Raw genomic sequence first — 26,559 nt, forward strand, 5'->3', positions numbered from 1 at the left:
GCAGGCTGGATTTTTAGCGCATAGCAAAAGATGCTAAAGCGGTGGTTCCACTTGTTAGTTGTTAGCTCAGAGATCACCCTCACTGAATTGATAATTTCTTTAAAGGAGCAGGCATAACTACTTTTGAGTTATTGCCAGGTGTTTACGCCACAGGTCAAACTCATTGGCGCGAGCGGTGTTATTGAGTCAGGCGTGGTAGTAAAATTTGCGGCCATAAGTTCTTAGCAAATTCGTAGCGGAAAAAGCCTAAATGCCCTATCCGAGGGACACCCAAGCTAGTCGGTTCAATCGTTGTAAGCTGTTTAGTCGAGCAGCCAAACAGCGCCTGTAGGTCTTGCATGTTACGTAGGGAAAGCATTTCGTCATCGCTAAAGGCTAAGGAATCAATCGTCACCTGCACACGGGTGAATTTGTCACGTACATCTGCCGCCTCTACCCCGACACAGTACTGGGGATCCAGGCACCAGCGGCGCCATTGATGGATCACGTTTTTAGGCAGATCTCCAACCATGCCAAGTTTTTTACCGGGAAAGTAGCCGTATAACGCCGTTGCAAGTGGCATGATCAGATACCAGAACAACAACGCTTTATTTTTAAGGGACGGGGCATTATGTCGCCAATAGCCAGTACCGGAGGATACGGTGATCACTTTGCTGACTCTATCTATTTGTTCCACCAACGGAAATATTTGCCCGCCCAGACTATGGCCTAACCAGTATATTGGCTCGGCCGCGTTAGTGTGTAATACCTCCGCCAGGGCCGCCGAACAATCGTATTGTGCCCAATCCAGAATGTTATGTTGCTGAAAACGCAGGGCCTGGGTGGCGGACTCACCCACTCCCCGATAATCAAAGGTGATAACGTTGTAGCCTTGTTCGGCCAGCCAGTTGGCTAGCGGCCGGTAAAATGCTTGGGTAATGCCCATGGCGGGGGCAATGACAATACTGCCTTTAATTGGGGTTGCCGGCTCAAAGCTGTAACCTTGCAAAACCTGCTGGTCTTGGGTGGTTATCGACAGGTGTTGCATGCTGGTTCCTCCTCGGTGAACAAATTAACTGCACATTCACACATTTCATCTATATGGCCGCGATCTGCATAAATACCGTCAATTAGCAGACGTGCGATACCATGCATGGTGCCCCAGGTGACCTGTGCCAAACGTAACGTATCTTCTGATTTGGGCATCAGGCCTTGCTCTTGCCATTTTTTAGTCATCTCGACCTGGTGTTGAAAGCTTGGATAGGCGGCATCCCGCAAGCCTTGGGTAGCGCTATTTTGTTTCCAAATAGTACGGCCGAACATCAGGTCATACATCTCCGGATTGTCGGCAGCATAGCCAATGTAGCCTTGGAAAAACAGGCGGTATTTATCCCGAGTCGACAGATCCGTTTGGGCGAATATTTGCTGGGCATCGGTTTGCCAATGTTTAAATCCTTCTTCGGCGATGGCGCACAGCAACTCATTTTTATCTTTAAAATGATGATAAGGCGCGGTGCGTGATACGCCGACCCGATCTGCCAACTTGCGCAAGGACAAACCTTCAATGCCGTGCTCTTTAAGCATGGCTTTAGCAGCGTCTAACAGGCTGCTGCGTAGATCGCCATGATGATATCGGGCTTTAACCGTTTCGGTTTTTGCCCGTTTGGGAGGGGGTGTGATCTCTTGCATAAATTTGAATTTAGCACATATCTTGACAACGTCAAAATAAGACTCTATCTTGACGTTGTCTAGTTTAATTATGCCCTTTGTTTGTCACGATGCGTCGGTGATAAATATGGTGCCACCGGGTGACGCCACCGGGTGACGCCATTGGGCGATGTCGCGGGATAAAAGTGGAGTATGCACGTGTCTGATTTAGATTTTTCAAAACTCGAAACCCTCAGTGTCAGTATTGAGCAACATATCGCCCATATTCAATTGTCGCGGCCTGATGCCTTAAACAGCATGATCCCGCGTTTCTGGCTGGAGCTGCCACAAACCGTGCGCAAAATTGACGAGCAATCTGCCGCCCGGGTCATAGTGATTTCATCTCAGGGAAAACATTTTAGTGCGGGCATGGATTTATCGGTGTTTGCCCAGATGAGCCAAGATTTCAGCGGCGAGCCAGCCAGAAGGGCTGAACGATTGAGGCGTATGGTGTTGGAACTTCAAGACAGTTTTAACGCCCTGGAAAGCGTTCGCATGCCGATATTGGTTGCCATGCAAGGTGGCGTAATCGGCGGGGCGGTGGATATGATCTGCGCCTGTGACAGCCGTTACTGTACTGAAGATGCTTATTTTACCATCAAAGAAACTGAAATAGGCATGACCGCCGATGTGGGTACTCTGCAGCGTTTACCCCATTTGATCCCCCAAGGCTTGGTGCGTGAACTGGCCTATACCGGGCGTAATATGCCAAGTGACGAAGCCAAATCCTGCGGTTTAGTTAATCAGGTATTTAGTGATCACGCTGCCATGCTAGCTGGCGTCATGAAAATTGCGGCCAAGATCGCCAGCCATTCACCTATGGCCGTGGCGGGGTGCAAAGAAATGATTAACTATACCCGGGATCACAGCGTAGCAGATGCCTTAACTTATATGGCCACTTGGCAAAGCGGTATGTTTCAAATGCCGGATATCCAGGAGGCCATGGCGGCTCAAAAAGAAAGACGGCTACCCGAATTTCCAGGTTTGCATAAAAATATCAGTGGCATGCAACGTAAATAAATCGCTAAAAAGCGGATTGCAGAAAATAATTATCAGGACCAAAATATGATATCTAGCAGCATACATACAGCCCAGTTAGCCAAAGGTAGCGCTAAATACCCCCATTTGCTTAGCCCATTAGATTTGGGTTTTACGACCTTAAAAAATCGGGTGTTGATGGGCTCAATGCACACGGGGTTGGAAGAAGCGCCAAACGGTCATCTGCGTATGGCGGCATTTTTTGCAGAGCGCGCGCGTGGCGGTGTAGGTCTTATCGTCACAGGTGGCATTGGCCCCAATGATGAAGGTGCGACCCATAAAGATACCAAACGTTTAGATAGCGAGACACAAATCGCTGAGCACAAAGTGATCACCGATGCGGTTCATACTGAGGGTAGCAAAATTTGCATGCAGATATTGCATACCGGCCGTTATGCGTACAACCCCGCACTGGTGGCGCCTTCGGCAATCCAGGCACCCATTAACCCGTTCAAACCTAAAGCCTTGAACGAGGCAGGTATCGAAAAGCAAATAGAGGATTTTATTTTTACCGCCAAACAAGCTCAAAAGGCCGGTTATGACGGTGTGGAAATAATGGGCTCTGAAGGCTATTTTCTCAATCAGTTTATCGCGGCTCGCACTAACCATCGGGATGACCAATGGGGAGGCGAATATGGCAATCGGATCCGCTTGCCTATCGAGATTGTGCGCCGGGTACGAGAAGCCGTGGGTGAACAATTTATTATTATTTACCGCTTGTCCATGCTGGACTTGGTCGAAGGTGGATCCACTTATGACGAAGTCGTCGAGCTGGGTAAAGCCATTGAAAAGGCCGGAGCGACTATTATCAATACCGGCATAGGCTGGCATGAAGCGCGGATCCCGACTATCGCCACCAAAGTGCCAAGAGCGGCGTTTACCTGGGTCACCGCCAAATTCCGCGAGGCTTTGTCAATCCCGGTTATTACCTCCAACCGCATTAATACCCCACAAGTCGCTGAACAGGTGCTGGCCAGGGGGGATGCCGATATGGTCTCTATGGCCAGGCCATTTTTAGCCGACCCTGATTTTGTACTCAAAAGCATGGAAGATCGCAGCGACGAAATTAATACCTGTATCGGTTGTAACCAGGCCTGTCTGGATCATGTATTTGCCGGCAAGATGACCAGCTGTCTGGTTAATCCCAGAGCCTGTCATGAGACTGAATTCAATATCCAGCCAACTGCCAAGGTGAAACACATCGCCGTTGTCGGGGCAGGCCCAGCTGGTTTGGCTGCGGCAACGACAGCTGCCCATCGCGGCCACAAAGTCACCTTGTTTGAATCATCTACCGAGCTAGGCGGGCAATTTAATATTGCCAAACAGATACCGGGTAAAGAAGAGTTTTACGAAACCATTCGTTATTTTGAGCGCCAACTGGAGCTTAAAAACGTTGAGGTTAGACTCAATACCCGTGTCACTGCTGCTATGCTAAATAGCGGTGATTATGATGAAGTAATGTTAGCCACCGGCATAACACCGCGTACGCCACCTATCGAAGGTATAGGGCATGCCAAGGTAATGAGTTATGTGGATGTCATCAAACATAAAAAAACTGTGGGCAAAAAAGTCGCCATTATTGGCGCTGGTGGCATTGGCTTTGATGTATCTGAATATTTGTCCCATACCGGTCAATCCACCAGTTTGAATATTCCGGCTTTTATGCAGGAGTGGGGTATCGATATGACCTTTTCGTCAAGGGGCGGCATCGAAGGCATGCAAGCCCAACCGACTCCCTCTCCCCGGGAGATTTATCTGTTGCAACGCAAAACCACTAAAGTAGGGGCGGGTTTGGGAAAAACTACCGGCTGGGCGCATAGGGTCGGGTTAATTAACAAAGGTGTGCAAATGATCGCGGGCTGTGAATATCTGAAGATTGACGATCAGGGTTTGCATATCAAGGTGGATGAACAAATACAGGTTTTGGACGTTGACAATATCATTGTTTGCGCCGGACAAGATCCTTTGCAGGAACTGGTTGAGGGGCTAACCAAACCCTACCATCTGCTAGGTGGGGCAGATGTGGCGGTGGAGCTGGATGCTAAAAGAGCCATAGATCAGGGGACTCGCTTGGCAGCTCAAATGTAGCGCTTGAGCCAAGCAAAAACGCCTCATACCAGAGGCGTTTTTGCGTATTAGGCCTGATGAGTTTTAGTTAACTTAAACTGACCGATCACAGCTTGTAATTCAGACGCAAGTTTGGCCAGTGCTTCACTGGTTTTTAAAGTTTGCACTGCAGAATCTGTGGATTCCCGGGCGATATTACTGATGTTGACTACGTTACGATTAATTTCTTCAGCCACTGAATTTTGCTCTTCTGCGGCACTGGCGATCTGGAAGTTCTGCTCAGTAATGGATGACACCGCACGGGTGATTTTTTCAATCGCCTCGCCGGCTATCTCGGCTTGTTTGGCACAACTTTGGGCTTGTCCGTCTCCGCTTTTCATCACATTGACTGCAGATTGAGTTTTGTCTTGTAATCGCTCAATGATCTGGCGAATTTCCTGGGTGGATTTATGGCTTCTGGACGCTAAGGTTCTTACCTCATCGGCGACCACGGCAAATCCCCGACCTTGCTCCCCAGCTCTAGCCGCTTCAATGGCCGCATTTAAAGCGAGCAGGTTTGTCTGTTCGGCGATGCTGCCAATGACTTGTAACACTGTGTTGATATTTTCTGTTTCCGCCTGCAATTGCTCCATTTCTACCGCAGTGGCAATGACCTGATTAGCCAACACCTGAATTAACGCGGAGGTACTGTTGACTAACTCTTGGCCTTTGATTGACTCGTCGTTGGCAATATTGGATGACATGGCCGCTTCGCTGGCTGAACGGGCAATTTCTTGTACTGTACTGGTCATTTCATGCATGGCGGTGGCTACAGAGTCGGTCTCAAGTTGTTGTCGATGTACGCCATCACTGGTGCTTTTAGTGATAGCGTTGAGCTCTTCAGATGACCCGGTGAGTAACAAGGTTGACTGGTAAACTTCATGCATAGATATTTCAAAACTTGCCAGCATACTGTTGAGCGAAGCCCCAACATTGTTGATTTCCTCCGCGCCTTTGTAATTATAACGCTGAGTTAAATCTTTATTTTGGCTGATCCTTTCCATCAAATCCGCAAGGTATTTAACCGGACGAGAAATACTCAGGGCCAAAAATATGATGATGGTAAGTATAACAAAGGCAATGAGTACCGCACTGATCACTGATGTAAGTTGGCTCGATTTGCGCCGCTCGACAATGGCTGCATCAGTTTCTTTGTCCAGTAAAGTTAAAAGCGTTTCACTTTCCCGTACCGTATTTGTTAAATCGCCCTGGGCGCCCTGTAAACTGTTTAACCCCAGTATTTCGTGGCTGGTGACAATGGCTTTAAAATCCTGTTGGTAATTTTTAGCAGCAGTATTTATCGCCTTTCTTATAGGGCCAGGAATGCCATTGTTATTTTGTACATTAGCACTAAAAATCGCAAAATCTTGTTCAAAATTTTCAAGGTAAATGAGATCATGGTGCAGTAAAAAATCTTTTTCATGGCGCCGCAACATCAATAAATTAGCCATTAATTGATCATCATTGAGCTCGATAATCCGGGATTCAATCTGATTTACCGCAGTGCGTAATGCACCATACAACCCGCTGTCGGGATCCAAACCCAATGCCTGTTGTTGTTTAACCAACGCAACAAATTTTTGTTGATAGCTAAGTATGATCTGTTTTAATTGATGCACATTGTCTGTTTCTATGTCATGTGAGGATAACTCAGACGCCAGCGCATCAACGTTTTTAATAAAATCATCGAATTGGCTATTAAATTCGTCAGAGTATTTAATATCCAAACGCATTAAAAAATCTTTTTCATATCGGCGTAAAGACAGCATATTACTTTTAACTTGTGCGACATGCAGTTCAGTTTTACTAAACTGAAAGATAGTTTCGGCCATATTTTGCTGCAAAAAAATCATCGAACCCATGCCCAAGATAACCAATGTCGCTATGATGCCCAGTTTGCTTTTTATTGAATTAAAGTTGAACAAATTCTTCTCCTGGAGCCATTGTGCGGAATTAATCAAGTGTTGTTTTTGTTTTGCCGAAAATCGTGTTGGGCCTGCATAATTAACAGCTCGGTCTGCCTTTCAAGCAAGCAATATATAGCAATAAGCATGGGAAACAATTGAACTTAAGTCGCATTTCTGCCTGTGTTTGGCTCCATTCTGAGCAGTATGTGCCACTAAAACTAATCTGCCATTTGGTCCAAAGGTGGGCTTCAAAGTAGGTCAAGTAATAGTTTATCGGCATTTATTTGCATAGGATTAACATTTCCAGTTGCCTGGCCAAATAATTCTTTAACTTTAGGTTGTTTTAGTGTTGATTAAAGTCAGCAATGCTCCTGGACTGGCATTATCCAATAACGGCGCGTGTTTGATATTACTTCAACGACCTCTTTTGGGCCGGGCAAACCAGTCGATGCAAAATTGAATAAAAGTGCTCAACTTTTGGGATTGCTGGATCAACTGAGGCCACACTAGAAAGATGGATAGTGCAGGCTCGACTCATCTTCTAATACAGCTTGTAATTGGCCCGTGGCGATTTCTCGGTCAACTAAGTCTTAGGTACTAAAATAATTCCTCGCCCAAGTAACCCTTGGTTTTTGAGCATTTGATTGTCATTAATACAACACTCACCGTCCACTCTTATGTCTTTGCGCATAAATGCCCGACGGGATTGTTCAGTACTTGTTAAACACTGATGTTCAACAAGTTGTTCAGTAGATGTGGGGTAGCCATGACGAGAAAAGTAACCGGGTGCGGCACAGCAGATGTGCTGGTATGTGAATAGTTGTTTGGAGATCATATTTTGTGGCGGGTTTAGAGTGGCTCCAAATGCTATATCAAAATCATTCTGGGTCAGATCAAAGGGGGTATAACTGCAATTTATAACTTAGTTGCACAGCAGGGTATAAGTGTTGAAATTCAGTACTTAGGTCGAGTAACAAACGTTGGGTGAGCTGACTTGGCGCCGTGATCCGCAGCCGACCGACGAGCATACTGCTGTCGTGGCGGATTTCTCTTTCCAAATCAAGCTGAGAGCCTTTTATCTACTGCATTCCTTTTAGCACTTGTTTTCTCTGCTCGGTCAATTTAACACTACGGGTGGTGCGAAGGAGTAAGGGGCGGCCTAGGTCGCGTTCTAATGTGCGGAATTGCGCGGACACATAACCCCGAGAAATGCCTAGTTGTTCCGCCGCCACGGTGAAACTCAAGTGTTTGGCGACTTCGCTAAACAAGATCAAACGCTCAAATTTTTTATGTTCACGTTCCATAATTATTGCCTGGTCGTCTTGGCCGAGCATTTTATCTGTAGATTGTTTGTTATAACAAATAATGAATTTGCTCAACGCTCTTTCCAATTACATTTAAGTCACTACACTGGGGCAATTATTGTCCTATAAAGCGCGAGCGATTATGCCAACACAACCGTTAAATCAATATTTACCTAATATCAGTCCCGTAGTTTATGGGTGTATGGGGCTGGGGGGCGGCTGGGATAAGCTGGCTATTACCCAAGCCCAGATTAAGCAGGCCCAGGACTGTATTGACGCGGCTTTCGAAGTCGGTATCAATTGTTTTGATCATGCCGATATTTATACTCTGGGCAAAGCAGAAAATGTCTTTGGCCAAGTGCTTAGGGAGCGCCCGACACTGCGGGAACAGATGTATATCCAGTCAAAATGCGGGATCCGTTTCGAAGATGAAATGGGGCCTACACGTTATGACTTGTCCGCCAAGTGGATAATTCAGTCTGTAGAGGAGAGTCTATCTCGCCTCAATTGTGACTATTTGGACGTGTTAGTACTGCATCGGCCTGACCCCCTGATGGATCCAGATGAAATTGCCGAAGCTTTTCAGGCCCTTAGAAACGCGGGCAAGGTGCATTATTTTGGGGTGTCAAACATGCAACAACACCAGATCGCCTTGTTACAACAAGCCATAGATCGACCTTTGGTGCTGAATCAAATTGAAATTAGTCTGGGACAATTAGACTGGTTAGATGAAGGGATTTATGCGGGTAACCGCGCCGGAGGTGAGGTGAATTTCACCCCAGGTACAATCGAGTATTGTCGGCAAAATAAGATGCAAATTCAGGCCTGGGGCAGCCTTTACCAAGGTTTGTTTTCGGGTCGTGATGTGAGTACTCAGATTTTATCCATACAACAGACCAGCGCGCTGGTCGCCAAACTGGCGATTGAATATAACGTCAGCCCAGAGGCCATAGTGTTGGGCTGGTTGATGCGACACCCCGCGGGCATTCAACCTGTCATCGGCAGTACCAACCCCAAACGTATAAAAGCGTGTCAGCAAGCTGTTGGACTGAACCTTAGCCGTGAGCACTGGTACGCCTTGTATGTCTGCGCCAAAGGACAGACGTTACCTTAGCCTGTGACTGGAATGAATGATTTAACAGATAGCAAAAAGATAATTAGAGGCACTTGTCCTAAACTGGTGTTAGTAAGATAACAGGAATAATTATGCAAAAAATTCAACTGGGATGGCTGGTAGGCACATCTTTATTAATCAGTTCGTGTATGCATCAAACCCAACAGACTACACACGACAGTGGTGTCACCTCAGCGCAACCGACACTTGATATTTATCAGGATTATTTACACCGGGATGTGCGGGATGACATCTTTTATTTTGTTATGCCAGATCGTTTTAACAACGGCGATCCACAAAATGATAATGGTTCACTGAGCTTACCTATTTCGACCGGTGGCTTCAATCTGACATCAAAACGTGGTTTCCATGGCGGGGATATCAAAGGTGTAGAAGAGAAGCTCGACTACCTGATCGATATGGGTATTAGTGCCATCTGGATGACCCCGATTTTACGTAATAAAGCCGTTCAAAAAGATGGTATTGCCCACCATGGCTATTGGATAGTCGATTTTAGTCAAATCGATCCTCACTTTGGCAGCAATGATGAACTTAAACATCTGATCGAACTTGCTCATAACAAAGGGGTCAAGGTCTTCTTTGATATTATTACCAACCACACCGCTGATGTGATCAAGTACCAGCAATGCCATCAAGCCAGTGGTGAATTTAAACCTGAGTTAGATCACTGTGTTTATAAAAGTCTGGGGCAACTGGCCAACGGCGACAGCTATACACCTTTTGTACCTGATGCGGAAAAAGAGGTCAAATTTCCAGTCTGGTTAAATGATCCCCAGTACTACCACAATCAGGGAGACAGCACCTTTGCGGGTGAGAGTTCATTAAATGGTGATTTCAGTGGTCTGGATGACTTAAATACCGAACATCCTAAAGTATTGGCCGGTATGACGGAAATTTATAAAAATTTGGTCAAAGAGTTCAAACCCGACGGGTTCCGCATCGATACCGTACGTCATGTACGCCTGCCATTTTGGCAGACTTTTAGCCCGGCAATTGTTCAGTATGCCAAGGCCCAAGGGATCCCGAATTTTCATATTTTCGGTGAAGTCTACGATCCCAACCCAAAGGAACTCAGCCGTTTCACCACCCAAGGCAAGTTGCCCTCTGTGTTGGATTTTGGCTTTCAGCAAGCTGCCGCTGATGTATTTTACCGTGGGCAAAGCCCTGTAAGCATTCAATCCTTGTTTGCCCAGGATCATTTATACAGTGATGACGATAGCCAGGCCGACTTACTTATGACGTTTTTAGGTAATCACGACATGGGCCGCAGTGGCTATTTTATAAATCAGGCTTTGCCAGCGGCAGATCCGCAAGAAAAATTGCAGCGCAGTATTTTGTCTCACGCCTTTATGTATTTGTCCCGTGGCATCCCCGTGGTGTATTACGGTGACGAACAAGGTTTTACCGGCGATGGTAATGATGTGCATGCCCGGGAAGACATGTTTCCGTCAAAAGTGGCCAGCTATAACGACAATGTATTATTGGGTTCCAGCCAAACGACGGCCGACGATAACTTTAATCCTTCCCATCCTATTTACCAGGCCCTTGCCAAATTAGCTAAATTACGTCGGGAGCATCACACCTTGCGCCGGGGTAGTTACCAGGACCGGTATTTTAAAGATGGCAGTCAGGTTTTTGCCTTTGCCCGTACTGGTGCCAGTTTAGAGCCCGAATATTTGATGGTATTTAATGCGGGCACCAATGAACAGACTATCAGTGTGCAAGCTAAGGCAATCACCTACCAGCCTCTGGTACCAGCGAAAGGGTTTGTAAAATCTGGAGACGTTTTAAATATTACGTTACCGGCATTAAGTTACGCTGTATATCAAGGGCAATAATTGGCCTAAGGAATTTGAGTGACTATTTGGCTAGTCTGACGTTTGACTTGCCAGCCCAAACTTAACAGGGTGATCAGGGCCAAAACCATACAGTAAAAAGAATAAGGTACGATCTCTACGGGCGAGATGGAAAAGGCCGCTCCCAACAACAATAGTTGCCCGCCATAGGGCAGCAATCCCTGTACCACACAGGCAAATATATCTAACAGGCTGGCACTGCGTCTGGGAGAAATCCCCCCTTGTATTGCCAGTGCTTTAGCGGTGCTGCCGGCGACTATTATGGCCACGGTATTGTTGGCCACACAGGCATTTAGTGCGCTTATCAGCAGGGCAATAGCCAGAGAATTGCCGATTTTTAACGGCAGAGCAAGTTTACGCACCAGGGCGGTGCTAGTGTTTACCAAAAAATCAATGCCGCCTTGTTGGCGCATCAGTTCAGTTAATCCCCCGAGCATTAATGACAAAATCATGATCTCTTGCATCTGGGCAAATCCTGAATATATGTCTTGCCCCACAGCAATCAATTGATAATCGCCTATTATGATACCAATAACTGCACTGCTTATTATGCCAATCATCAATACGGCAAACACATTGAGACCCGCTACCGCCAATAGCAAAATAAGCAGATAAGGCAAAACAAGCAGAGCATTACCTGGTGGGGAAGGGGGTAATTCCGCAGATTGGCCAAGGGCCACTAATAGCAAAAACACGAGCAAAGCCGCAGGTAACGCCAGATGCAAGTTGGCCTTAAACTTGTCTCGCATGTCACAGCCTTGGGTGCGGGTTGTGGCGATAGTGGTGTCAGAAATAATCGACAGGTTATCGCCAAACATCGCCCCGCTCACTAACACTCCGGCCACTAATGCGGGTTCAATGTCAGCGAGATGGCTCACACCTAGCCCTACGGGCGCCAAGGCGGCTAGTGTGCCCATAGAGGTGCCCATGGCCGTGGCGATAAATCCCGACATGATAAACAGCCCAGGCAAAACTAATTGCGGGGGGATCACACTTAAACCAAGATTAACAGTAGCGTGCACGGCACCTGTCGCGGTGGCGACAGCCGAAAATGCCCCCGCCAACAAATAAATAAAACACATGGTGATGATATTGTTATGCCCAGCACCTTCGATAAAACGGGCGATGCTCTTATTAAGTTGTTCTTTAGACAGAAATATGGCCAGTATTATGGCGGGTAACAAGGCTGAAGGTGCAGGTAACTGATAAAAAGCATAGTCCACCCCCAGCGACTGAAAATAAAATCCCACTCCTAGAAACAGCAGAAGAAAGGTAACAAGTGGCAACAAAGCTAGTTTGCCAGATAATGAAGATTGCATGAATTTACCACGGACGTTTAGACGTCTGGAATTCTATATGAATTCCATTAAATAGCAAATATCATTCAGTACAGTTATCACGTATTGCAGCGGATTGGCTCTTGTTTGAGCTGATGAGTAGCAGCGTAAATACCTGCGCTTACCCCATACATCTTTATGTTTATCAATAGAGCAGTTAATTTCTCGTCCTTCAGACAGTCATGCTAAATTTAATGGGCAAGTGGCACTTTCTTGATATATGGCAAAACTTACAACAAGGGACATTTAAGATGACGACTATTATTCCGACTTTAAAATATGAAGATGCCCAAGCCGCCATTGAATGGTTATGTGCGGCGTTTGGTTTTCAAAAACATTTAGTTGTACCTGGAGATTCCGGCGTGATTCTACATGCCCAACTTACGTTTGGTAGCGGTATGATCATGCTTGGCTCGGTCAGAGATTCTGCCTTTGATCAGTGGCAGAAAACTCCAAAAGCCGTGGGTGGGGTAGGCACACAAAGCGCCTATATTATAGTCGATGATGTCGATGATCATTATCGCCAGGCCCTCAAAGCCAATGCTGAGATTGTGATGCAGCCTGAAGAACAGGCCCAGGGAGGATGTATGTATGCCTGTCGGGATCTTGAAGGGCACCTATGGAATTTTGGCTCATACAATCCCTGGCTGATGATAAATGAAGGGTAAACGTAACACACTGTTTATCGTCAGCCAGGAATTTGCAATCCGTGACATGTCAGGGGATGACCCAACTAGCTTTTTATACAGAGAGTGAGTCACGGAATTATACAAAAAATCACCCAGTATCTATACCTACGTATAGTTGCAGATAACTCTGGTGGAGGCAGGTCATTCCCTGGGCTAAGCCCATTATCTAGCCTAGGTATGTGAATAAAGTATTGTTTCAACTCATTAATATTATTCTTGCCAGGGGTTTGTGCAGCTTGCATTTTGTTTTATTAGATTGTACTAACCCTATACAACTACAACTACAACTAGTATCTTAAAGCAGACAACTTATAAATCAGATGCTGACTAGTCTCGCCCAAGAAAGGAAAGAGCGTTATGACCGCCAAGATCGATACCGTCACAACCGTCGATGAAGATATCTCTGTAACCGACACGCAAATGGTAAAAGCGCCTAAACCCCAGTCGGACCATTCTTTTGCCAGCGATCGTTATATGTATTTTACCGAGCGGGATCTAGATAAAATATTAACCAATCTTGACGCTCTGCGCAGCAGCGTATTTCCCGTTACCAACCCCGACAATGAATTTGAAGCCCGTAAACAGCAAAACTTTCCTTCTGTTTGTTTAATAGGATTGGGGCGCTGTGGCTCCAATATCGCTTTGGATGTAGCCTCTTTGGTATACAACGCCCGCAACTTCTATCTTGATGAGTTTAAAAACGATGAGCGTCAAACCCGGGAGCAGGAATACCGACCAATGCGCTGGATAAAGCGCGGTTTGAATTTATCCGGTTCTCAAGGTGTTAAACCGGTTTTTCTAATCGAACCTTTGGTCATGTTAGGAGACTTGGATAAAGACATCGAAGGACGAGTGCGTTTTTCAAATAAGGGGGAAAAAAGCGGGTTTTTGCACGACTATACCAAGATGAAAATTATGGATTTGTCCGAAGTCCATGCGGGTGGGGCGGGCAATGCGCCCATTCTTGGCCAGTATCTCGCCAAAATCATTCTTAATAAGGATACTCAGCGTTTTGCCAATCCTGACTGGAAATATATTCATTCCTATCTGATAGATTCCTGTGGCATCAAAGCCAATCAATCCAGATTATATTTTTATATTTTTAGCGCCGGTGGTGGTACAGGTTCGGGTATGGCGTCAGAGTTTGGCTTAGCCCAACAATATGCTTACATGAGTAAAACCTTCGAGACTCGAACTCTGGCGGAGAATGAAGAAAATCGTGGCCATTCGTTTGTGTTTGAGCCGATCTTTACCAGCGGTATCTGTATCTTGCCCAATATTTCGGATCATGGTGTGGAAATGTCTGAAGCCCTGCATATCAATGCCGGACGGTTGTTGTGCAAATATTTGGCCGAAGAATGGGATTTTTCTTATAACTTCGACAAGGAAGACAGCAGCGAGTCAAGTGTGATGCACCGCATCCGACCTTGGAACGCCATGATGTTGATCTCTAATGATATTATGCGTTATGCCGAGGAAACAGACGACGGCGGTATTCAACACATTGATGTCAATGCCATGGAAAAGTACGCCAACCAATACATTTCCCAGCAAATTTTTAATATTCTCACCGCCCAGGCGGTAACCACCGATTACGATGAAAATTACTTTCGCAGGGCGGGTATAGACATTGGTGAGACTATCCGTCTGGATGCCAATGATTTATTTATGAGCCTGGCGGGACCGGTTGCCCTGGCCTATGCCGAATCTGTTGTACCAATAGAAAATAGTTCAGCTACAGACAAAATTAAGTTATTTGACCGACCTGCTAGTAATCTGGATATCGATGATCTGTTTTTCCGTTCAATCGATTTGCCGCATTTCAATAAGGTCACTCAAGCCATTGAAGGAATCAGTCTGTTACCCATTGAGTCGACGAAGTATCGGGAAAGACTGGCCGAATATAAACAAAATGGCTATAACGCCGAGAGTCTGAAAGATCTGCACTTTTTCAAAAACTGTTCGTCAGTGGTTTCCATTGTATCCTTGCCCAAGGATTACAAGTTATCTTACATGGATCTTAACCGGCTTAAATCTCACCTCAATGCACTATTCCCCAACACCACGTTGAAACGTTATGCCTTGGTGATTGGTGCCTCGGCGAATATCTCGCTGACGACCTTGATCGTAAAAAGTCCCTGTTTAAGCGATGATTTTTTGACCTTGATTGTGGCTTATATCAAACGTTGTTTTGCTAAAGACAACTACCGATTTGATGAACAACTCGATCAGGCCATGCTGGAATTTATTCGCTCGGATGTTTTTGATGAAGCGGCTCTGGACAGTATGTTAGAAGAACATGAAAATCCGGCCAAAATATTAGACACCAACTGGTATGCGATTAAACCCATGTACGAGAAAAAGTATCGCGAGCTTATCCATGATAAAGATAAATTTGTTTCGATAAATGATATTCGCCTGAGTCGGGACAGTGTCAAAAAAGCGATTAAATATCTGCGTGAAATTTACCGCCATAAAATTAGCAAAACCAAGGTGATTTCGCTAAATAGTGATTCGGTTAAGCCTAATTCCTGAGGCTGATGGCTAGGCCCTCCAGGGAGGATTTTAAATAAACCGCTGAGGTTTGATTCAAAAGGATTGCCCCGTTTTCGTGACTCAGGTGATGAAAACGGGGTCATGCTGCTATTTTACAGTCACTTGGTAAATAGTGACTGTACCACTGACTTCGTTACCCACAATCAGCAGAGCGTTGCCGCTGCCCCGCCTGTGCCATGACTGCATTCAGGCGTTAGTATATTAATGTAGTGCCAATGGCTTTGAAAGGGCGTTTATCCGCCGACAAATTTAACCCAGGACAGTAATACGGTTTTGAAGTCTTCCAGGCCGCAACCAGTGATTGATTCCTGATCATAAAGATTAGTGTCCTCAGGGAGCTCTTCGTCCATTTGGTTACGCATTATGCTTGCATAAACTTCAACCTCCTCAACAGTCAGCTCGAGGTTGAATTCTTTACCTTGCATTTGATATTCGGTTATTTGCCGATGCTCCAACTGTTCAATAATATGTAGCAGACCTATGATTTTTTGTTGGTCTGCGCCCAGCTCTTCAGTGAACCAGTGACCGAGTGACTCCGCACCCATTTCGAAATTGGCAACCGGCTCTGCTCTGTCATTGCGGGTAAATTGGTAATCCATAGCGATCTCTTTGTTTGAATTAATAGGGCTTACTGACAAGGTGACATTAGGTTGCGTATATGAAAGTTACACAGACCCTAGTATATCTCGCCTTTTTCTTCGAGCTGAGTAAGGTAGACCCGCAGCTCAAATTCAATTTGGTGATACGTGGGCAACATATGTAAACAGAGCTGATAGAAAGCTTTGTTATGGGTCTTTTCTTTGAGGTGGGCTAATTCGTGCACTACTATCATATTTAAAAAAGGTTCAGGGGTATTTTTAAATAACGTGCTAATACGTAGTTCATTTTTACTTTTTAGCTTGCCTCCCTGAATTCGCGACACATAGCTGTGTAACCCTAAAGCATGGTCTACCACATGAATTTTCGGATCGAAGATTATTTTACTCAGTGGCGCAGACTTGCGTAAAAAGCGATTTTTGAGCGCCATAACATACTCGCGTAAATCGCTATCCTTGGCCACCTGGTGGGGAAGGGGGTATTTGTTTAACAGCATATTTTTTAAGGTGTCTTGCTCGAGCATATCAACCACCTGTTGCTGCAGGTGTGGTGCGTAAGTTGACAAATATTTTAGTGACCAGGAAGGCATAGTTTCTTATTAATATATTGCTTGAAGAGATTGACTATTACTTAGGTTTTTTGATCTGTAGGCTTTTTTTGTTCTGGCCATACAAAGCTCGCTTCTGGCTTAGCTTGTTGAGTTGCTAGATAGAGTTGTTCGACTTTTAGTCGCGCCCAAGATGTTTTGCGTAAAAACGTTAAGCTGGATTTAATGCTGGGGTCGCTGGTAAAACAATTAATTTTTATTTGCTGAGCCATTTGCTGCCAACCTAAATCAGCTACCAGGACTTCCAAAATTTGTTGCAAGGTAATACCATGCAAAGGGTTGTTTCTTTGAGTTGTCATCTTTGTCATCTAAGGATAATTTATTGCCTGTATTGGGCCAATTTTGGATTAATCAACTCCGGACCCATTTGACTTGATAGCACTACAGCGCAATCAGAGGCCCGTTGGGATCGTAAAATTTATACGGTAATCTCCGGCAGGTGTTTGTCTTGTGCGGGGTAACTTGCTAACAGGTATCGCGCACCTTTTTCATCTACTTCTTCTAATTTAACAGAAAAACCCCATAAATGATGTAAGTGCTTAAGGACTTCGTCATGACTTTTGGCCAAAGGTATTCCGTCTTGCGCTAAATAACACAGGGTTAAGGAACGGTCTCCTCTGGTGTTGACTTCGTATACCTGAATATTCGGCTCGATGTTACTCAGATTATATTGTGCGGACAGTTTTTCTCTGACTGACTGATAGCCAGCCTCGTCGTGGATGGCCGATACCTTGAGGTAAGGTTTGTCTTCGTTGTCTTCGACGGCAAAAAATTTGAAGTCACGAATGAGCTTAGGTGACAAAAACTGGCTGATAAAACTTTCGTCTTTAAAATTTTGCATGGCAAAATGCACCGTCTCCAGCCAGTCCTTTCCTGCAATCTCAGGTAACCAGTAACGGTCTTCCTCGGTAGGGTGCTGACAAACCCGCTTGATATCCATAAACATATTAAAGCCCAGTGCATAGGGATTAATTCCGCTGTAATGGGGGGTATTGTATGCCGGTTGCGCCACTACGTTGGTGTGGCTATGTAAAAACTCCAGCATAAAACGATCCGAAAGCTTACCCTCGTCATACAGGTGGTTGAGGATATGGTAATGCCAAAAACAGGCCCATCCCTCATTCATCACCTGAGTTTGTTTTTGAGGGTAAAAATATTGGGAAATTTTACGCACTATGCGCACCAGCTCCCGTTGCCAGGGTTCCAGCAAAGGGGCATTTTTTTCGATAAAATACAGCAGGTTTTCCTGGGGCTCTTTGGGGAAACGCCTATCGTCGGGCACGTTTTGCGTTTTGGTTTTGGGCAGGGTGCGCCACAGTTCGTTAATTTGGGACTGAATATTTAGTTCTCGTTTCTGCTGTCTTTCCCGTTCAACCTGCATGGAAATTTTCTGTGGGCGTTTGTAGCGATCCACGCCAAAGTTCATTAGTGCATGACATGAATCCATGACGTTTTCTACTTCCGATACGCCATATTTTTGTTCGCATTCGAGCAGGTAGTTCTTGGCAAATAGCAGATAGTTGACGATAGAGCCGGCGTCTGTCCAAGTTTTAAATAAATAATTGTTTTTAAAAAAGGAATTATGCCCATAACAGGCATGAGCCATCACCAGGGCTTGCATGGTAATAGTGTTTTCTTCCATCAGATAGGCGATACAGGGATCCGAGTTAATCACAATTTCATAGGCTAGGCCCATTTGTCCTCGTCGATAATTTTGCTCTGCCTGAATAAATTTTTTGCCATAGGACCAGTGAGCATAATTAATAGGCATACCTATACTGGCATAGGCATCCATCATCTGTTCCGCGGTGATCACTTCAATTTGGTTAGGGTAAGTATCCAGACCATAATGCTTGGCGACCCTGTCTATTTCGGTTTCATATTCAGCCAACAGCTCGAAGGTCCAGTCAGGTCCGTCATTAAGCATGGCGGTGTTATTTGGGTTTGACACCTCACGCCACTCCTTTTTGTTTTTCGACACTTTTATCGAATAATTCTCTAAATACAGGATAAATGTCTGCTATCTCGCGAATATGTTTAATCGCAAAATTGGAATGGATTTTGGTCAGTTTATGATATTCATGCCACAGACTCTGGTGCTGACGATCGGTTATTTCTATGTAGGCAAAATAACGAACTATTGGCAGTAAATTCTGGTGTAAAAGTTGGGTACACTGACTGCAGTCGTCCACCCAGTTGTCGCCATCCGAAGCCTGGGCTGCATAGATATTCCATTCGTTGCTAGGGAAACGTTCGGTGACAATCTCCAGCATCAATTTTAGCGCGCTGGAAACGATAGTGCCGCCGCTTTCCCGGGAGTAAAAAAATTCCTGTTCATCAACTTCTTTTGCTTGGGTGTGATGATGGATGTAAACGACTTCCACGTTTTTATAGGTTCGGGTTAAAAACAGATACAGCAATATGTAAAAACGTTTGGCTACATCTTTGGTCGCTTGATCCATCGAACCGGATACATCCATCAAACAAAACATCACAGCCTTGCTGGTGGGCACAGGGCGTTTTTGGTAGTTGCGAAAACGTAAATCGAAGGTATCGATAAAAGGGATTTTAGCGATAGCATTTTTTAGCTCTTCGATTTCATTTTCCAGTTGAATGATGCGCCAATGATGCTCCATATTGTCGGCTTTGAGTTCTGCCAACAGTGCCTCCAGTTCTTTGAGTCTGGCTTTTTTACTGGCGGACATGGCTATACGCCTGGCCAACGAGCCCTTTAGGGAGCGCACTACATCCAGATTACTGGGTACACCATCGTTGACAAACCCAGCCCGGTAGCTTTGATATTGAACACATTTATCGAGTTGATTCTTTTGCAAATTTGGCAGTGCCAGATCTTCAAATAATAAATCCAGATATTCGTCTTTGGATATTTGAAAAATAAACTCATCTTGGCCTTCTCCAGAATCACTGGCGCTGCCAGATCCAGAACCTTGCCCCTGGTCTTCTTGAGGACGTTTAATTCGGTCACCAGAACTAAATTGATCATTCCCGGGGTGGACTAAGTTGCGCGTTCCGCCTTTGGCTGTATGGAATATAGGCTCAGAAATATCTCGGTTGGGAATGCCTACCTGTTCGCCGCTATCGAGATCTGTCACGCTGCGTTTATTGACTGAGTTAGACACGGCTTTTTTTATTTGCTCCTTGTAGCGGCGCAAAAAGCGTTGCCGATTGACTGTGCTTTTACCTTTACTGTTGAGCCGCCTATCAATAAAATGGGCCATACTGCTTCACCTCAATGGTTTCCATTAACCTTATTCAGACCAATCATAACTACGACGATTTCCTAACCCGCAAATACCATTCACACAGCAGCCGTACTTGTTTTTGGGTATAACCTTTTTCCGTCATTCGCTGCACAAAATCGTCGTGTTTCTTCTCGTCATCCGCTGAACCTTTAGTATTAAAGGAAATCACCGGCAACAAGTCCTCAGTGTTGGAGAACATTTTTTTCTCGATTACGCTGCGTAATTTTTCGTAACTGGTCCAGCTTGGGTTTTTACCTTTGTGGTTAGCTCTGGCTCGCAGTACAAAATTGACAATTTCGTTACGAAAATCTTTTGGGTTGCTAATTCCAGCCGTTTTTTCGATTTTTTCAAGTTCGGTATTCAGGGCCCCCCGGTCAAATAGCTGGCCGGTTTCCGGATCTCGATATTCTTGATCTTGGATCCAAAAATCGGCATAAGTCACGTAACGGTCAAACAAGTTCTGACCATATTCTGAATAGGACTCAAGATAAGCGGTTTGGATTTCCTTACCAATGAATTCGACATATTTGGGGATCAGGTAGCCTTTTAAATGTTCTTTATATTTTTCCGCCAGCTCAGCAGGAAATTGCTCGCGCTCAATTTGCCGCTCCAATACGTAAAATAGGTGCACGGGATTGGCCGCCAGCTCTTGGGGATCGAAGTTAAAGACGCGGGACAAAATCTTAAAGGCAAAACGGGTCGACAAGCCTTGCATACCCTCATCAACACCGGCGTAATCCCGGTACTCTTGATAGGATTTGGCTTTGGGATCGGTGTCTTTAAGGCTCTCTCCGTCATAAACGCGCATCTTGGAGTAGATACTGGAATTTTCAGGTTCTTTTAAGCGCGACAGGACCGAAAACTGCGCCAGGGACTCCAGGGTGTCTGGTGCACAGGGGGCGCCGAGTAATTCACTGCTATCGATTAACTTGCGATAAATCTGCATCTCTTCAGAGATGCGCAGACAATAGGGCACCTTAACGATATAGACCCTGTCCAAAAATGCTTCGTTATTTTTATTATTGCGAAACGTTTGCCATTCGGATTCGTTTGAATGGGCCAGAATTACGCCCTCAAAAGGTAGGGCTGACAAACCTTCAGTGGAATTGTAATTGCCCTCCTGGGTGGCGGTGAGCAGGGGATGCAATACTTTAATGGGAGCCTTGAACATCTCAACAAATTCCATTAGCCCTTGATTGGCTCTGCACAAGGCACCGGAATAGCTGTAAGCATCGGGATCGTTTTGGGCGTAATGTTCCAATCGGCGAATATCGACCTTACCCACTAGAGCTGAGATATCCTGGTTGTTCTCATCTCCAGGTTCGGTCTTAGCCACACCTATCTGATCCAAGATCGAAGGGTGCAGCTTGATTACCTTAAACTGGCGTATATCGCCGTTATATTCATGCAGGCGTTTACGAGCCCAGGGGGACATTACTGCCTTAAGGTAGCGCGGTGGTATGCCGTATTCATTGCGTAAAATCGCACCATCTTCATTGGCATCAAACAGGCACAAGGGATGGTCGTTTACCGGAGAACCCTTGAGTATATAGATGGGAAATTGCTGCATCAGCTCCTTAAGCTTTTCAGCTAAGGAGGATTTACCTCCGCCGACAGGGCCGAGCAGATACAATATTTGTTTTTTCTCTTCCAGGCCTTGAGCGGCATGGCGCAGATAGGAAACAATTTGTTCTATTGATTCCTCCATACCATAAAAACCGTTAAATGCAGGGTAACGCGCGATAACCCGGTTGGAAAAAATGCGGCTCAGTACTGAGTCAGTAGCGGTGTCGACCATTTCAGGCTGCCCTATGGCCAACAATAATCGCTCTGCAGCGTTGGCATACGCTGAGCTGTCACTTTTACAAACCTCCAGAAACTCATTTATGCTGAGTTCTTCTTCTTTGTGGGCTTCGTACCTTAATTGATATTGCTCTAAAATCCCCATAACAAACCTCTAATAGAGAAAACTTCTGGCGTGTGACTCTAAGATTAGACCTATATTTCTAATTATATGTTGCAGATTTAGATCAAAATTCACTAGACGATAATAAATGATCGAAATTCTGCACTAATAAAAATTATAGCAGTAGTGGATTTTTTGTCGCCATAGGGTGGGGGATCTACTTAAAAAAAGTTCTGACCCGCAAAATCACAGCTTTTGTTTATAGGGGCAGGTGGTGAACTACCTGATCCGACTGCCCAAGAAAAAGCATAGCCGAAACAACATGCATGAGGGGGTAAAATGGGAAAGAACGGGAACGGCGTAATTGCTCAGGGGAAGTACACCAAAAAAAAGCCCCATTCGGGGCTTAATTAATTTATCGGATTGCGGGTTAAGCAAAGTTCGCTGAAGCAAAATCCCAGTTAACCAGGGCCCAGAAACCTTCCAGGTATTTAGGACGAGCATTACGATAATCGATGTAATACGCATGTTCCCACAAATCTACGGTTAGCAAGGGCGTAAGGCTGGCATCAGTTAAAGGAGTAGCGGCATTGCTGGTATTAACAATATCCAGGCTGCCATCAGCCTTTTTAACTAACCAGGTCCAGCTTGAGCCAAAGTTGTTGACGGCTTTATCATTTAGCGCCGCTTTGAAATCTGCGAATGAGCCCCATCTGGCATTAATGGCGTCGCTAAGTGCGCCGCTTGGTTCGCCACCGCCATTTGGGCTCAGGCTGTTCCAATAAAAGGTATGGTTCCAGATCTGAGCGGCATTGTTGAACACCCCACCGTCGGACGATTTAACGATTTCTTCCAGATCCTTATTGGCCATCTCCGTTCCTTCGACCAAACCATTAAGTTTAGTTACATAAGTTGCGTGATGTTTGCCGTAATGATATTCCAACGTTTCTGCCGAAATATGTGGTTCAAGGGCATTTTTTTCATAGGGAAGTGCGGGTAATTCGAAAGCCATGATAATTCTCCATTTAGAGTTATATTTAGTCGTGCATTTGACCAGAACTAGATGCTAGACGTTTGCAAGCCAAGGTAAAAGCACAAACTTAGTCGAGTTTCACTGAAGTCCAGGTTTGGATCTTAGGGTAACTTGTTCACAAAACAAGGGGCAGGGGTGTATATTATTTTCTAGATGATACTAGACTAGATTTTCAATCTTGGATTGAAAACGTTAGACTTGACCCTATTACTACTGATATTCGTTACTTAATTGAGAGTTACCATGGAAACCGTTGAAAAAATCCAGCAACAACTGAAAGAAAACCTCATCATCTTATACATGAAAGGTTCACCCAAATTACCCAACTGTGGTTTTTCATCCCAGGCGTCACAAGCGTTAATGTCTTGTGGTGAAGAATTTGCTTATGTGGATATTTTGCAAAACCCGGATATTCGTGCCGAGTTGCCCAAGTACGCCGACTGGCCGACTTTTCCTCAGCTTTGGGTTGAAGGTGAACTGGTAGGTGGCTGTGACATTATCATGGAAATGGCCCAACAAGGTGAGCTGCAAACGCTTATCAAAGAAGCTGTGGCTAAACACGCTAAATAAAACTTGATGTTATAACGAAAAAAGAGCCCCAGGGCTCTTTTTTTGTCTTCATATTAGGCGTGAGCAATTACAAATTGCCCGCTCAGGGATGGGGCCTGTGTTAACACACTTCCCGAAACAAGCTTTCGTCTATGATGGTATTGTCAATCATGTTTTGCGCCATGCGCACACATTTTCCACATTGACTGCCTACGCCCAAGGCTTCACGCAATTGACGCATATTACCTACACCGTCTTCGCGTACAGCCTGTTTAATAGCTTTGTCGGTAATACCGTGGCACAAACATACATACATAAATTGACACCTCACCTCTAGATGGAAATGATAATAGTTGTTATTAGTATCAAGTTCAAGGCTTTGTTTAATAATTATGCAAAATGTTTAGTGAGCCAGTCTGTTAATAATAAGAATAGGTTTTAAAGCGCAAATAGTTAACGCATTGACTTGGTTTTTAGTAATCCGTGCATACTTATATATAACAAAACAATTCTGCAAAGTATCATGGTGCTCGGGTTAAAGTCGGTGCCATGCAAATTATTTATCAACTATCTAAATGGAGATCCCTATGAGTGTATTAGTCAGTCGCCCAGCCCCAGATTTTACCGCAGCAGCCGTACTCGGCAATGGTGAAATTGTTGATAGCTTTACCCTAAGTGAAGCGATTAAAGATAAAAAAGCAGTGGTGTTTTTCTATCCATTAGATTTCACCTTTGTATGCCCATCTGAGTTAATCGCATTTGACAAACGTTACGATGAATTCAAAAAGCGCGGCGTAGAGGTTATTGGGGTATCGATTGATTCACAATTTACCCATAATGCATGGCGCAATACAGCCATTAATGATGGCGGTATTGGCCCGGTTAAATACGCTATGGTTGCCGATGTTAAACACGAAATTTGTCAGGCCTATGATGTCGAACATCCGGAAGCTGGTGTGGCGTTTCGCGGTTCATTTTTGATCGATGCCCAAGGTATAGTGCGCCATCAAGTGGTTAATGATTTGCCCCTGGGACGTAATATAGACGACATGTTGAGAATGGTTGATGCACTTAACTTCCATGAAGAGCATGGTGAAGTGTGTCCCGCCGGTTGGCAAGTTGGACAAAAAGGTATGGTTGACAGCCCAGAAGGCGTGGCCAGTTACCTATCCGAGAATGCCGACTCTTTGTAAGTGAGTCTGGTACTTAAAAACCGCTGACTTCAGCGGTTTTTTTATATATATTAATTGTTAAATACGCTGTTTTTAACTTGCCTAACTTATGGGCCAACCGCAATTGGACTGCCATTTATTCACAATGTGACAAAATAGCTCAGCAGTTTTTTGGGTATCGTATAAAGCGGAATGGGCTTCGTTTTGGTCAAAGGTTATGCCGGCGGCAATACAGGCTTTTATTAACACGGTTTGTCCCAAAGCCAAGCCTGCCAGGGTAGTGGTGTCAAAAGAAACAAAAGGATGAAAAGGACTTCTTTTTATCTGACTGCGTTCAATGGCCGCGTTAATAAAACCCAGATCAAATGCAGCATTGTGCGCCACCATAACCGAACGCTGACAATCTGCATCTTTCTGAGTTTTGCGGATTTGTTTACACAAATCTTTAATCACCTCAGATTCATCCAGGGCACCGCGCAGTGCGCACCATGGATCTATGCCGTTAAAGTCCAGGGCGGCTTTCTCAAGGTTTGCCCCGTCAAAGGGTACAACATGGTAATGAAAGGTCTTATCAGGCGTGAGAAACCCCTGTGCATCCATTTTGGTAGTAATAGCGGCGACTTCTAACAAGGCGTCACGATTGGCATCGAAACCTGCGGTTTCCACATCCACAATGACTGGGAAATAGCCGCGAAATCGATCTTTAAGTTGATATTTGTGCTCTGACATGGAGACCTAGTTAAAAAATTTGCGGCAATTATGGCAACTATCCACAGTGGTAGCCAGTGCGAAAGATTATTTATATTGGCAAACTATTGTTGACTACCTGGTTGTGGGGGACATTAGCGGTTAAACTTTTGCCAGTTGATGTCGATAAATACCTCATAGGTGGGATCCATTGGTCCTCATATTAATTTTCGTTTCGAAACAAGGCTTATGAAAAAAACCTTATTCATCTGTACATTGCTACTTTGTACTTCTGCTGCGGCAGGATTGCGTCAGTATGCGGCAAAAATAGAAAGCTCTGATTGGCAATTGAGTAAACAAAGTCGGTTGCAGTGTACTTTGGCGCACAATATTCCCGGTTATGGTGATGCGCTGTTTACTGCCTTGGCGTCAAAACAGTTGAACATGGAGTTTGAACTGGACATGTTACTGTTACCCAAATCTTATGGGGTAGCGGCGGTGTATTCCGTACCTCCTAAGTGGATGCCGGGTAAAATGCAACGTAATATCGCCCAGATGACAATTCGAAAACAATATACAGGGGACTTACCGGAAGCTACAGCCTGGACCATGCTCTCTGAATTGGAAAAAGGCTTCTGGCCGACCATCTATTACCAAGATTGGTACAACCAAAATGATCAGATTGCCGTCGGTTTGAACGCCAGTAATTTTGCCACGCCCTATCGCAATTTTGCCCAATGTGTGGCTAATTTATTGCCTTACAGTTTCGAAGATATCGCTTACACTGTGCTTGCCTACAAGAAAAATTCCGCCGAACTGACCAAGTATTCCCAGCGCCGCCTGAATATGATCGGTGATTATTTAAAAGAAGACAGTGATATGGGGTTGGTATTACTCGACGGTTATAGCGACAGTTACGGCGGCCGGGCAACGAACCAGCAATTGTCGGTACGCAGAGCCGTTGAGATAAAGGACTACTTTCGTAATATAGGAGTACAGTCCGATCATATAGATGTCACCGGTCATGGCGAACGTCGACATGTTTCCCCTAATACCAGTGAAACGTCCAGAGGCCGTAACCGTCGGGTCGTGATCCGCATGGCTAAGCCCTAATATACCCAAAATCATTGG

24 protein-coding genes are annotated in these 26,559 nt (G+C 45.1%); 9 read left to right on the top strand and 15 right to left on the bottom strand.

All coding sequences use genetic code 11. The features are described 5' to 3' along the window. Window positions 1–178: 178 nt before the first annotated feature. A complete protein-coding gene (locus AC3RV5_RS07180) occupies window positions 179–1,027 on the bottom strand; it encodes an alpha/beta hydrolase family protein (protein WP_489731265.1) in 849 nt (282 codons plus the stop codon). Next, window positions 1,009–1,668: a TetR/AcrR family transcriptional regulator gene (locus tag AC3RV5_RS07185; protein ID WP_489731266.1), complete on the bottom strand. Its 660-nt coding sequence runs from the start codon at window positions 1,666–1,668 to the stop codon at window positions 1,009–1,011. Before AC3RV5_RS07185 ends, AC3RV5_RS07180 begins: the two co-directional genes overlap by 19 nt. 171 nt (window positions 1,669–1,839) lie before the next feature. On the opposite strand from AC3RV5_RS07185, the gene AC3RV5_RS07190 reads away from it, so the two are divergent. Together AC3RV5_RS07190 and AC3RV5_RS07195 are read left to right on the top strand one after the other, a co-directional pair. Beyond that, window positions 1,840–2,706: a crotonase/enoyl-CoA hydratase family protein gene (locus AC3RV5_RS07190; protein ID WP_489731267.1), complete on the top strand. Its 867-nt coding sequence runs from the start codon at window positions 1,840–1,842 to the stop codon at window positions 2,704–2,706. Window positions 2,707–2,751: 45 nt separating this feature from the next. Continuing rightward, window positions 2,752–4,812 (top strand): oxidoreductase, encoded by a 2,061-nt coding sequence (locus AC3RV5_RS07195; protein WP_489731268.1) that lies wholly within the window; start codon window positions 2,752–2,754, stop codon window positions 4,810–4,812. Window positions 4,813–4,859: 47 nt separating this feature from the next. Here AC3RV5_RS07195 and AC3RV5_RS07200 read toward each other — a convergent pair whose 3' ends face one another. The 3 genes from AC3RV5_RS07200 to AC3RV5_RS07210 all read right to left on the bottom strand — a co-directional run bounded on the left by AC3RV5_RS07200 (window position 4,860) and on the right by AC3RV5_RS07210 (window position 8,116). Then, window positions 4,860–6,755, bottom strand: coding sequence for a methyl-accepting chemotaxis protein (locus AC3RV5_RS07200; protein ID WP_489731269.1), 1,896 nt, complete (start codon window positions 6,753–6,755; stop codon window positions 4,860–4,862). Window positions 6,756–7,320: 565 nt separating this feature from the next. Beyond that, a complete protein-coding gene (locus tag AC3RV5_RS07205; protein ID WP_489731270.1) occupies window positions 7,321–7,572 on the bottom strand; it encodes a LysR substrate-binding domain-containing protein in 252 nt (83 codons plus the stop codon). A 244-nt stretch (window positions 7,573–7,816) separates the two neighbouring features. Beyond that, on the bottom strand, window positions 7,817–8,116 hold the full coding sequence (locus tag AC3RV5_RS07210; protein ID WP_489731271.1) for a helix-turn-helix domain-containing protein: 300 nt from the start codon (window positions 8,114–8,116) through the stop codon (window positions 7,817–7,819). A 67-nt stretch (window positions 8,117–8,183) separates the two neighbouring features. On the opposite strand from AC3RV5_RS07210, the gene AC3RV5_RS07215 reads away from it, so the two are divergent. Then, a complete protein-coding gene (locus tag AC3RV5_RS07215) occupies window positions 8,184–9,155 on the top strand; it encodes an aldo/keto reductase (protein ID WP_489731272.1) in 972 nt (323 codons plus the stop codon). Between the two features lie 92 nt (window positions 9,156–9,247). Then, on the top strand, window positions 9,248–11,014 hold the full coding sequence (locus AC3RV5_RS07220; protein ID WP_489731273.1) for an alpha-amylase family glycosyl hydrolase: 1,767 nt from the start codon (window positions 9,248–9,250) through the stop codon (window positions 11,012–11,014). Between the two features lie 5 nt (window positions 11,015–11,019). Here AC3RV5_RS07220 and AC3RV5_RS07225 read toward each other — a convergent pair whose 3' ends face one another. After that, window positions 11,020–12,351, bottom strand: a complete 1,332-nt coding sequence (locus AC3RV5_RS07225; protein ID WP_489731274.1) for a Na+/H+ antiporter NhaC family protein — start codon at window positions 12,349–12,351, stop codon at window positions 11,020–11,022. 269 nt (window positions 12,352–12,620) lie between these two features. Here AC3RV5_RS07225 and AC3RV5_RS07230 point away from each other — a divergent pair, with 269 nt between their 5' ends. Together AC3RV5_RS07230 and AC3RV5_RS07235 are read left to right on the top strand one after the other, a co-directional pair. Next, a complete protein-coding gene (locus AC3RV5_RS07230) occupies window positions 12,621–13,037 on the top strand; it encodes a VOC family protein (RefSeq protein ID WP_489731275.1) in 417 nt (138 codons plus the stop codon). A 441-nt stretch (window positions 13,038–13,478) separates the two neighbouring features. Beyond that, window positions 13,479–15,593 carry a hypothetical protein gene (locus AC3RV5_RS07235; RefSeq protein WP_489732113.1) on the top strand — a complete coding sequence of 705 codons (2,115 nt, stop codon included), beginning with the start codon at window positions 13,479–13,481 and terminating at the stop codon, window positions 15,591–15,593. 254 nt (window positions 15,594–15,847) lie between these two features. Here the strand turns inward: AC3RV5_RS07235 and AC3RV5_RS07240 are convergent, their stop codons facing one another. The 7 genes from AC3RV5_RS07240 to AC3RV5_RS07270 form a co-directional block, all read right to left on the bottom strand. Continuing rightward, the gene (locus tag AC3RV5_RS07240) at window positions 15,848–16,213 is read right to left on the bottom strand and encodes a YacL family protein (protein ID WP_489731276.1); all 366 of its coding nucleotides are present in this window, start codon (window positions 16,211–16,213) and stop codon (window positions 15,848–15,850) included. Between the two features lie 77 nt (window positions 16,214–16,290). Next, window positions 16,291–16,734, bottom strand: a complete 444-nt coding sequence (locus AC3RV5_RS07245; RefSeq protein ID WP_489731277.1) for a YgjP-like metallopeptidase domain-containing protein — start codon at window positions 16,732–16,734, stop codon at window positions 16,291–16,293. A gap of 107 nt (window positions 16,735–16,841) precedes the next feature. After that, window positions 16,842–17,117: a VF530 family protein gene (locus tag AC3RV5_RS07250; protein WP_489731278.1), complete on the bottom strand. Its 276-nt coding sequence runs from the start codon at window positions 17,115–17,117 to the stop codon at window positions 16,842–16,844. 119 nt (window positions 17,118–17,236) lie between these two features. Further along, window positions 17,237–18,745, bottom strand: a complete 1,509-nt coding sequence (locus AC3RV5_RS07255; RefSeq protein WP_489732114.1) for a SpoVR family protein — start codon at window positions 18,743–18,745, stop codon at window positions 17,237–17,239. A gap of 25 nt (window positions 18,746–18,770) precedes the next feature. After that, entirely contained in the window at window positions 18,771–20,057 is a 1,287-nt protein-coding gene (locus tag AC3RV5_RS07260; protein WP_489731279.1) for a YeaH/YhbH family protein, read from the bottom strand. A gap of 49 nt (window positions 20,058–20,106) precedes the next feature. Beyond that, complete coding sequence (locus AC3RV5_RS07265) at window positions 20,107–22,029, bottom strand: PrkA family serine protein kinase (protein WP_489731280.1); 1,923 nt, start codon at window positions 22,027–22,029, stop codon at window positions 20,107–20,109. A 388-nt stretch (window positions 22,030–22,417) separates the two neighbouring features. Continuing rightward, window positions 22,418–22,999, bottom strand: a complete 582-nt coding sequence (locus AC3RV5_RS07270) for a Fe-Mn family superoxide dismutase (protein ID WP_489731281.1) — start codon at window positions 22,997–22,999, stop codon at window positions 22,418–22,420. 264 nt (window positions 23,000–23,263) lie between these two features. Between AC3RV5_RS07270 and grxD the strand changes: the two genes are divergently transcribed. Next, window positions 23,264–23,590, top strand: a complete 327-nt coding sequence (gene grxD, locus AC3RV5_RS07275) for a Grx4 family monothiol glutaredoxin (RefSeq protein ID WP_489731282.1) — start codon at window positions 23,264–23,266, stop codon at window positions 23,588–23,590. Between the two features lie 100 nt (window positions 23,591–23,690). Here the strand turns inward: grxD and AC3RV5_RS07280 are convergent, their stop codons facing one another. After that, entirely contained in the window at window positions 23,691–23,885 is a 195-nt protein-coding gene (locus AC3RV5_RS07280) for a bacterioferritin-associated ferredoxin (RefSeq protein ID WP_489731283.1), read from the bottom strand. 271 nt (window positions 23,886–24,156) lie between these two features. Between AC3RV5_RS07280 and AC3RV5_RS07285 the strand changes: the two genes are divergently transcribed. Continuing rightward, window positions 24,157–24,762: a peroxiredoxin C gene (locus tag AC3RV5_RS07285; protein ID WP_489731284.1), complete on the top strand. Its 606-nt coding sequence runs from the start codon at window positions 24,157–24,159 to the stop codon at window positions 24,760–24,762. Between the two features lie 81 nt (window positions 24,763–24,843). Here AC3RV5_RS07285 and rnt read toward each other — a convergent pair whose 3' ends face one another. Further along, window positions 24,844–25,470 carry a ribonuclease T gene (rnt, locus tag AC3RV5_RS07290; protein WP_489731285.1) on the bottom strand — a complete coding sequence of 209 codons (627 nt, stop codon included), beginning with the start codon at window positions 25,468–25,470 and terminating at the stop codon, window positions 24,844–24,846. A gap of 207 nt (window positions 25,471–25,677) precedes the next feature. Between rnt and AC3RV5_RS07295 the strand changes: the two genes are divergently transcribed. Continuing rightward, window positions 25,678–26,541, top strand: a complete 864-nt coding sequence (locus AC3RV5_RS07295; protein WP_489731286.1) for a flagellar protein MotY — start codon at window positions 25,678–25,680, stop codon at window positions 26,539–26,541. Window positions 26,542–26,559 lie beyond the last annotated feature (18 nt).

The sequence above is a fragment of the Paraglaciecola sp. IT1134 genome (assembly GCF_058068185.1).

Coding starts and splice junctions, on each gene's coding strand:
- AC3RV5_RS07180 (WP_489731265.1), bottom strand. CDS start 1,027: ATGCAACACCTGTCGATAACCACCCAAGACCAGCAGGTTTTGCAAGGT.
- AC3RV5_RS07185 (WP_489731266.1), bottom strand. CDS start 1,668: ATGCAAGAGATCACACCCCCTCCCAAACGGGCAAAAACCGAAACGGTT.
- AC3RV5_RS07190 (WP_489731267.1), top strand. CDS start 1,840: ATGCACGTGTCTGATTTAGATTTTTCAAAACTCGAAACCCTCAGTGTC.
- AC3RV5_RS07195 (WP_489731268.1), top strand. CDS start 2,752: ATGATATCTAGCAGCATACATACAGCCCAGTTAGCCAAAGGTAGCGCT.
- AC3RV5_RS07205 (WP_489731270.1), bottom strand. CDS start 7,572: ATGATCTCCAAACAACTATTCACATACCAGCACATCTGCTGTGCCGCA.
- AC3RV5_RS07215 (WP_489731272.1), top strand. CDS start 8,184: ATGCCAACACAACCGTTAAATCAATATTTACCTAATATCAGTCCCGTA.
- AC3RV5_RS07220 (WP_489731273.1), top strand. CDS start 9,248: ATGCAAAAAATTCAACTGGGATGGCTGGTAGGCACATCTTTATTAATC.
- AC3RV5_RS07225 (WP_489731274.1), bottom strand. CDS start 12,351: ATGCAATCTTCATTATCTGGCAAACTAGCTTTGTTGCCACTTGTTACC.
- AC3RV5_RS07230 (WP_489731275.1), top strand. CDS start 12,621: ATGACGACTATTATTCCGACTTTAAAATATGAAGATGCCCAAGCCGCC.
- AC3RV5_RS07235 (WP_489732113.1), top strand. CDS start 13,479: ATGGTAAAAGCGCCTAAACCCCAGTCGGACCATTCTTTTGCCAGCGAT.
- AC3RV5_RS07240 (WP_489731276.1), bottom strand. CDS start 16,213: ATGGATTACCAATTTACCCGCAATGACAGAGCAGAGCCGGTTGCCAAT.
- AC3RV5_RS07245 (WP_489731277.1), bottom strand. CDS start 16,734: ATGCTCGAGCAAGACACCTTAAAAAATATGCTGTTAAACAAATACCCC.
- AC3RV5_RS07250 (WP_489731278.1), bottom strand. CDS start 17,117: ATGACAACTCAAAGAAACAACCCTTTGCATGGTATTACCTTGCAACAA.
- AC3RV5_RS07255 (WP_489732114.1), bottom strand. CDS start 18,745: ATGCTTAATGACGGACCTGACTGGACCTTCGAGCTGTTGGCTGAATAT.
- AC3RV5_RS07260 (WP_489731279.1), bottom strand. CDS start 20,057: ATGGCCCATTTTATTGATAGGCGGCTCAACAGTAAAGGTAAAAGCACA.
- AC3RV5_RS07265 (WP_489731280.1), bottom strand. CDS start 22,029: ATGGGGATTTTAGAGCAATATCAATTAAGGTACGAAGCCCACAAAGAA.
- AC3RV5_RS07270 (WP_489731281.1), bottom strand. CDS start 22,999: ATGGCTTTCGAATTACCCGCACTTCCCTATGAAAAAAATGCCCTTGAA.
- grxD (WP_489731282.1), top strand. CDS start 23,264: ATGGAAACCGTTGAAAAAATCCAGCAACAACTGAAAGAAAACCTCATC.
- AC3RV5_RS07280 (WP_489731283.1), bottom strand. CDS start 23,885: ATGTATGTATGTTTGTGCCACGGTATTACCGACAAAGCTATTAAACAG.
- AC3RV5_RS07285 (WP_489731284.1), top strand. CDS start 24,157: ATGAGTGTATTAGTCAGTCGCCCAGCCCCAGATTTTACCGCAGCAGCC.
- rnt (WP_489731285.1), bottom strand. CDS start 25,470: ATGTCAGAGCACAAATATCAACTTAAAGATCGATTTCGCGGCTATTTC.
- AC3RV5_RS07295 (WP_489731286.1), top strand. CDS start 25,678: ATGAAAAAAACCTTATTCATCTGTACATTGCTACTTTGTACTTCTGCT.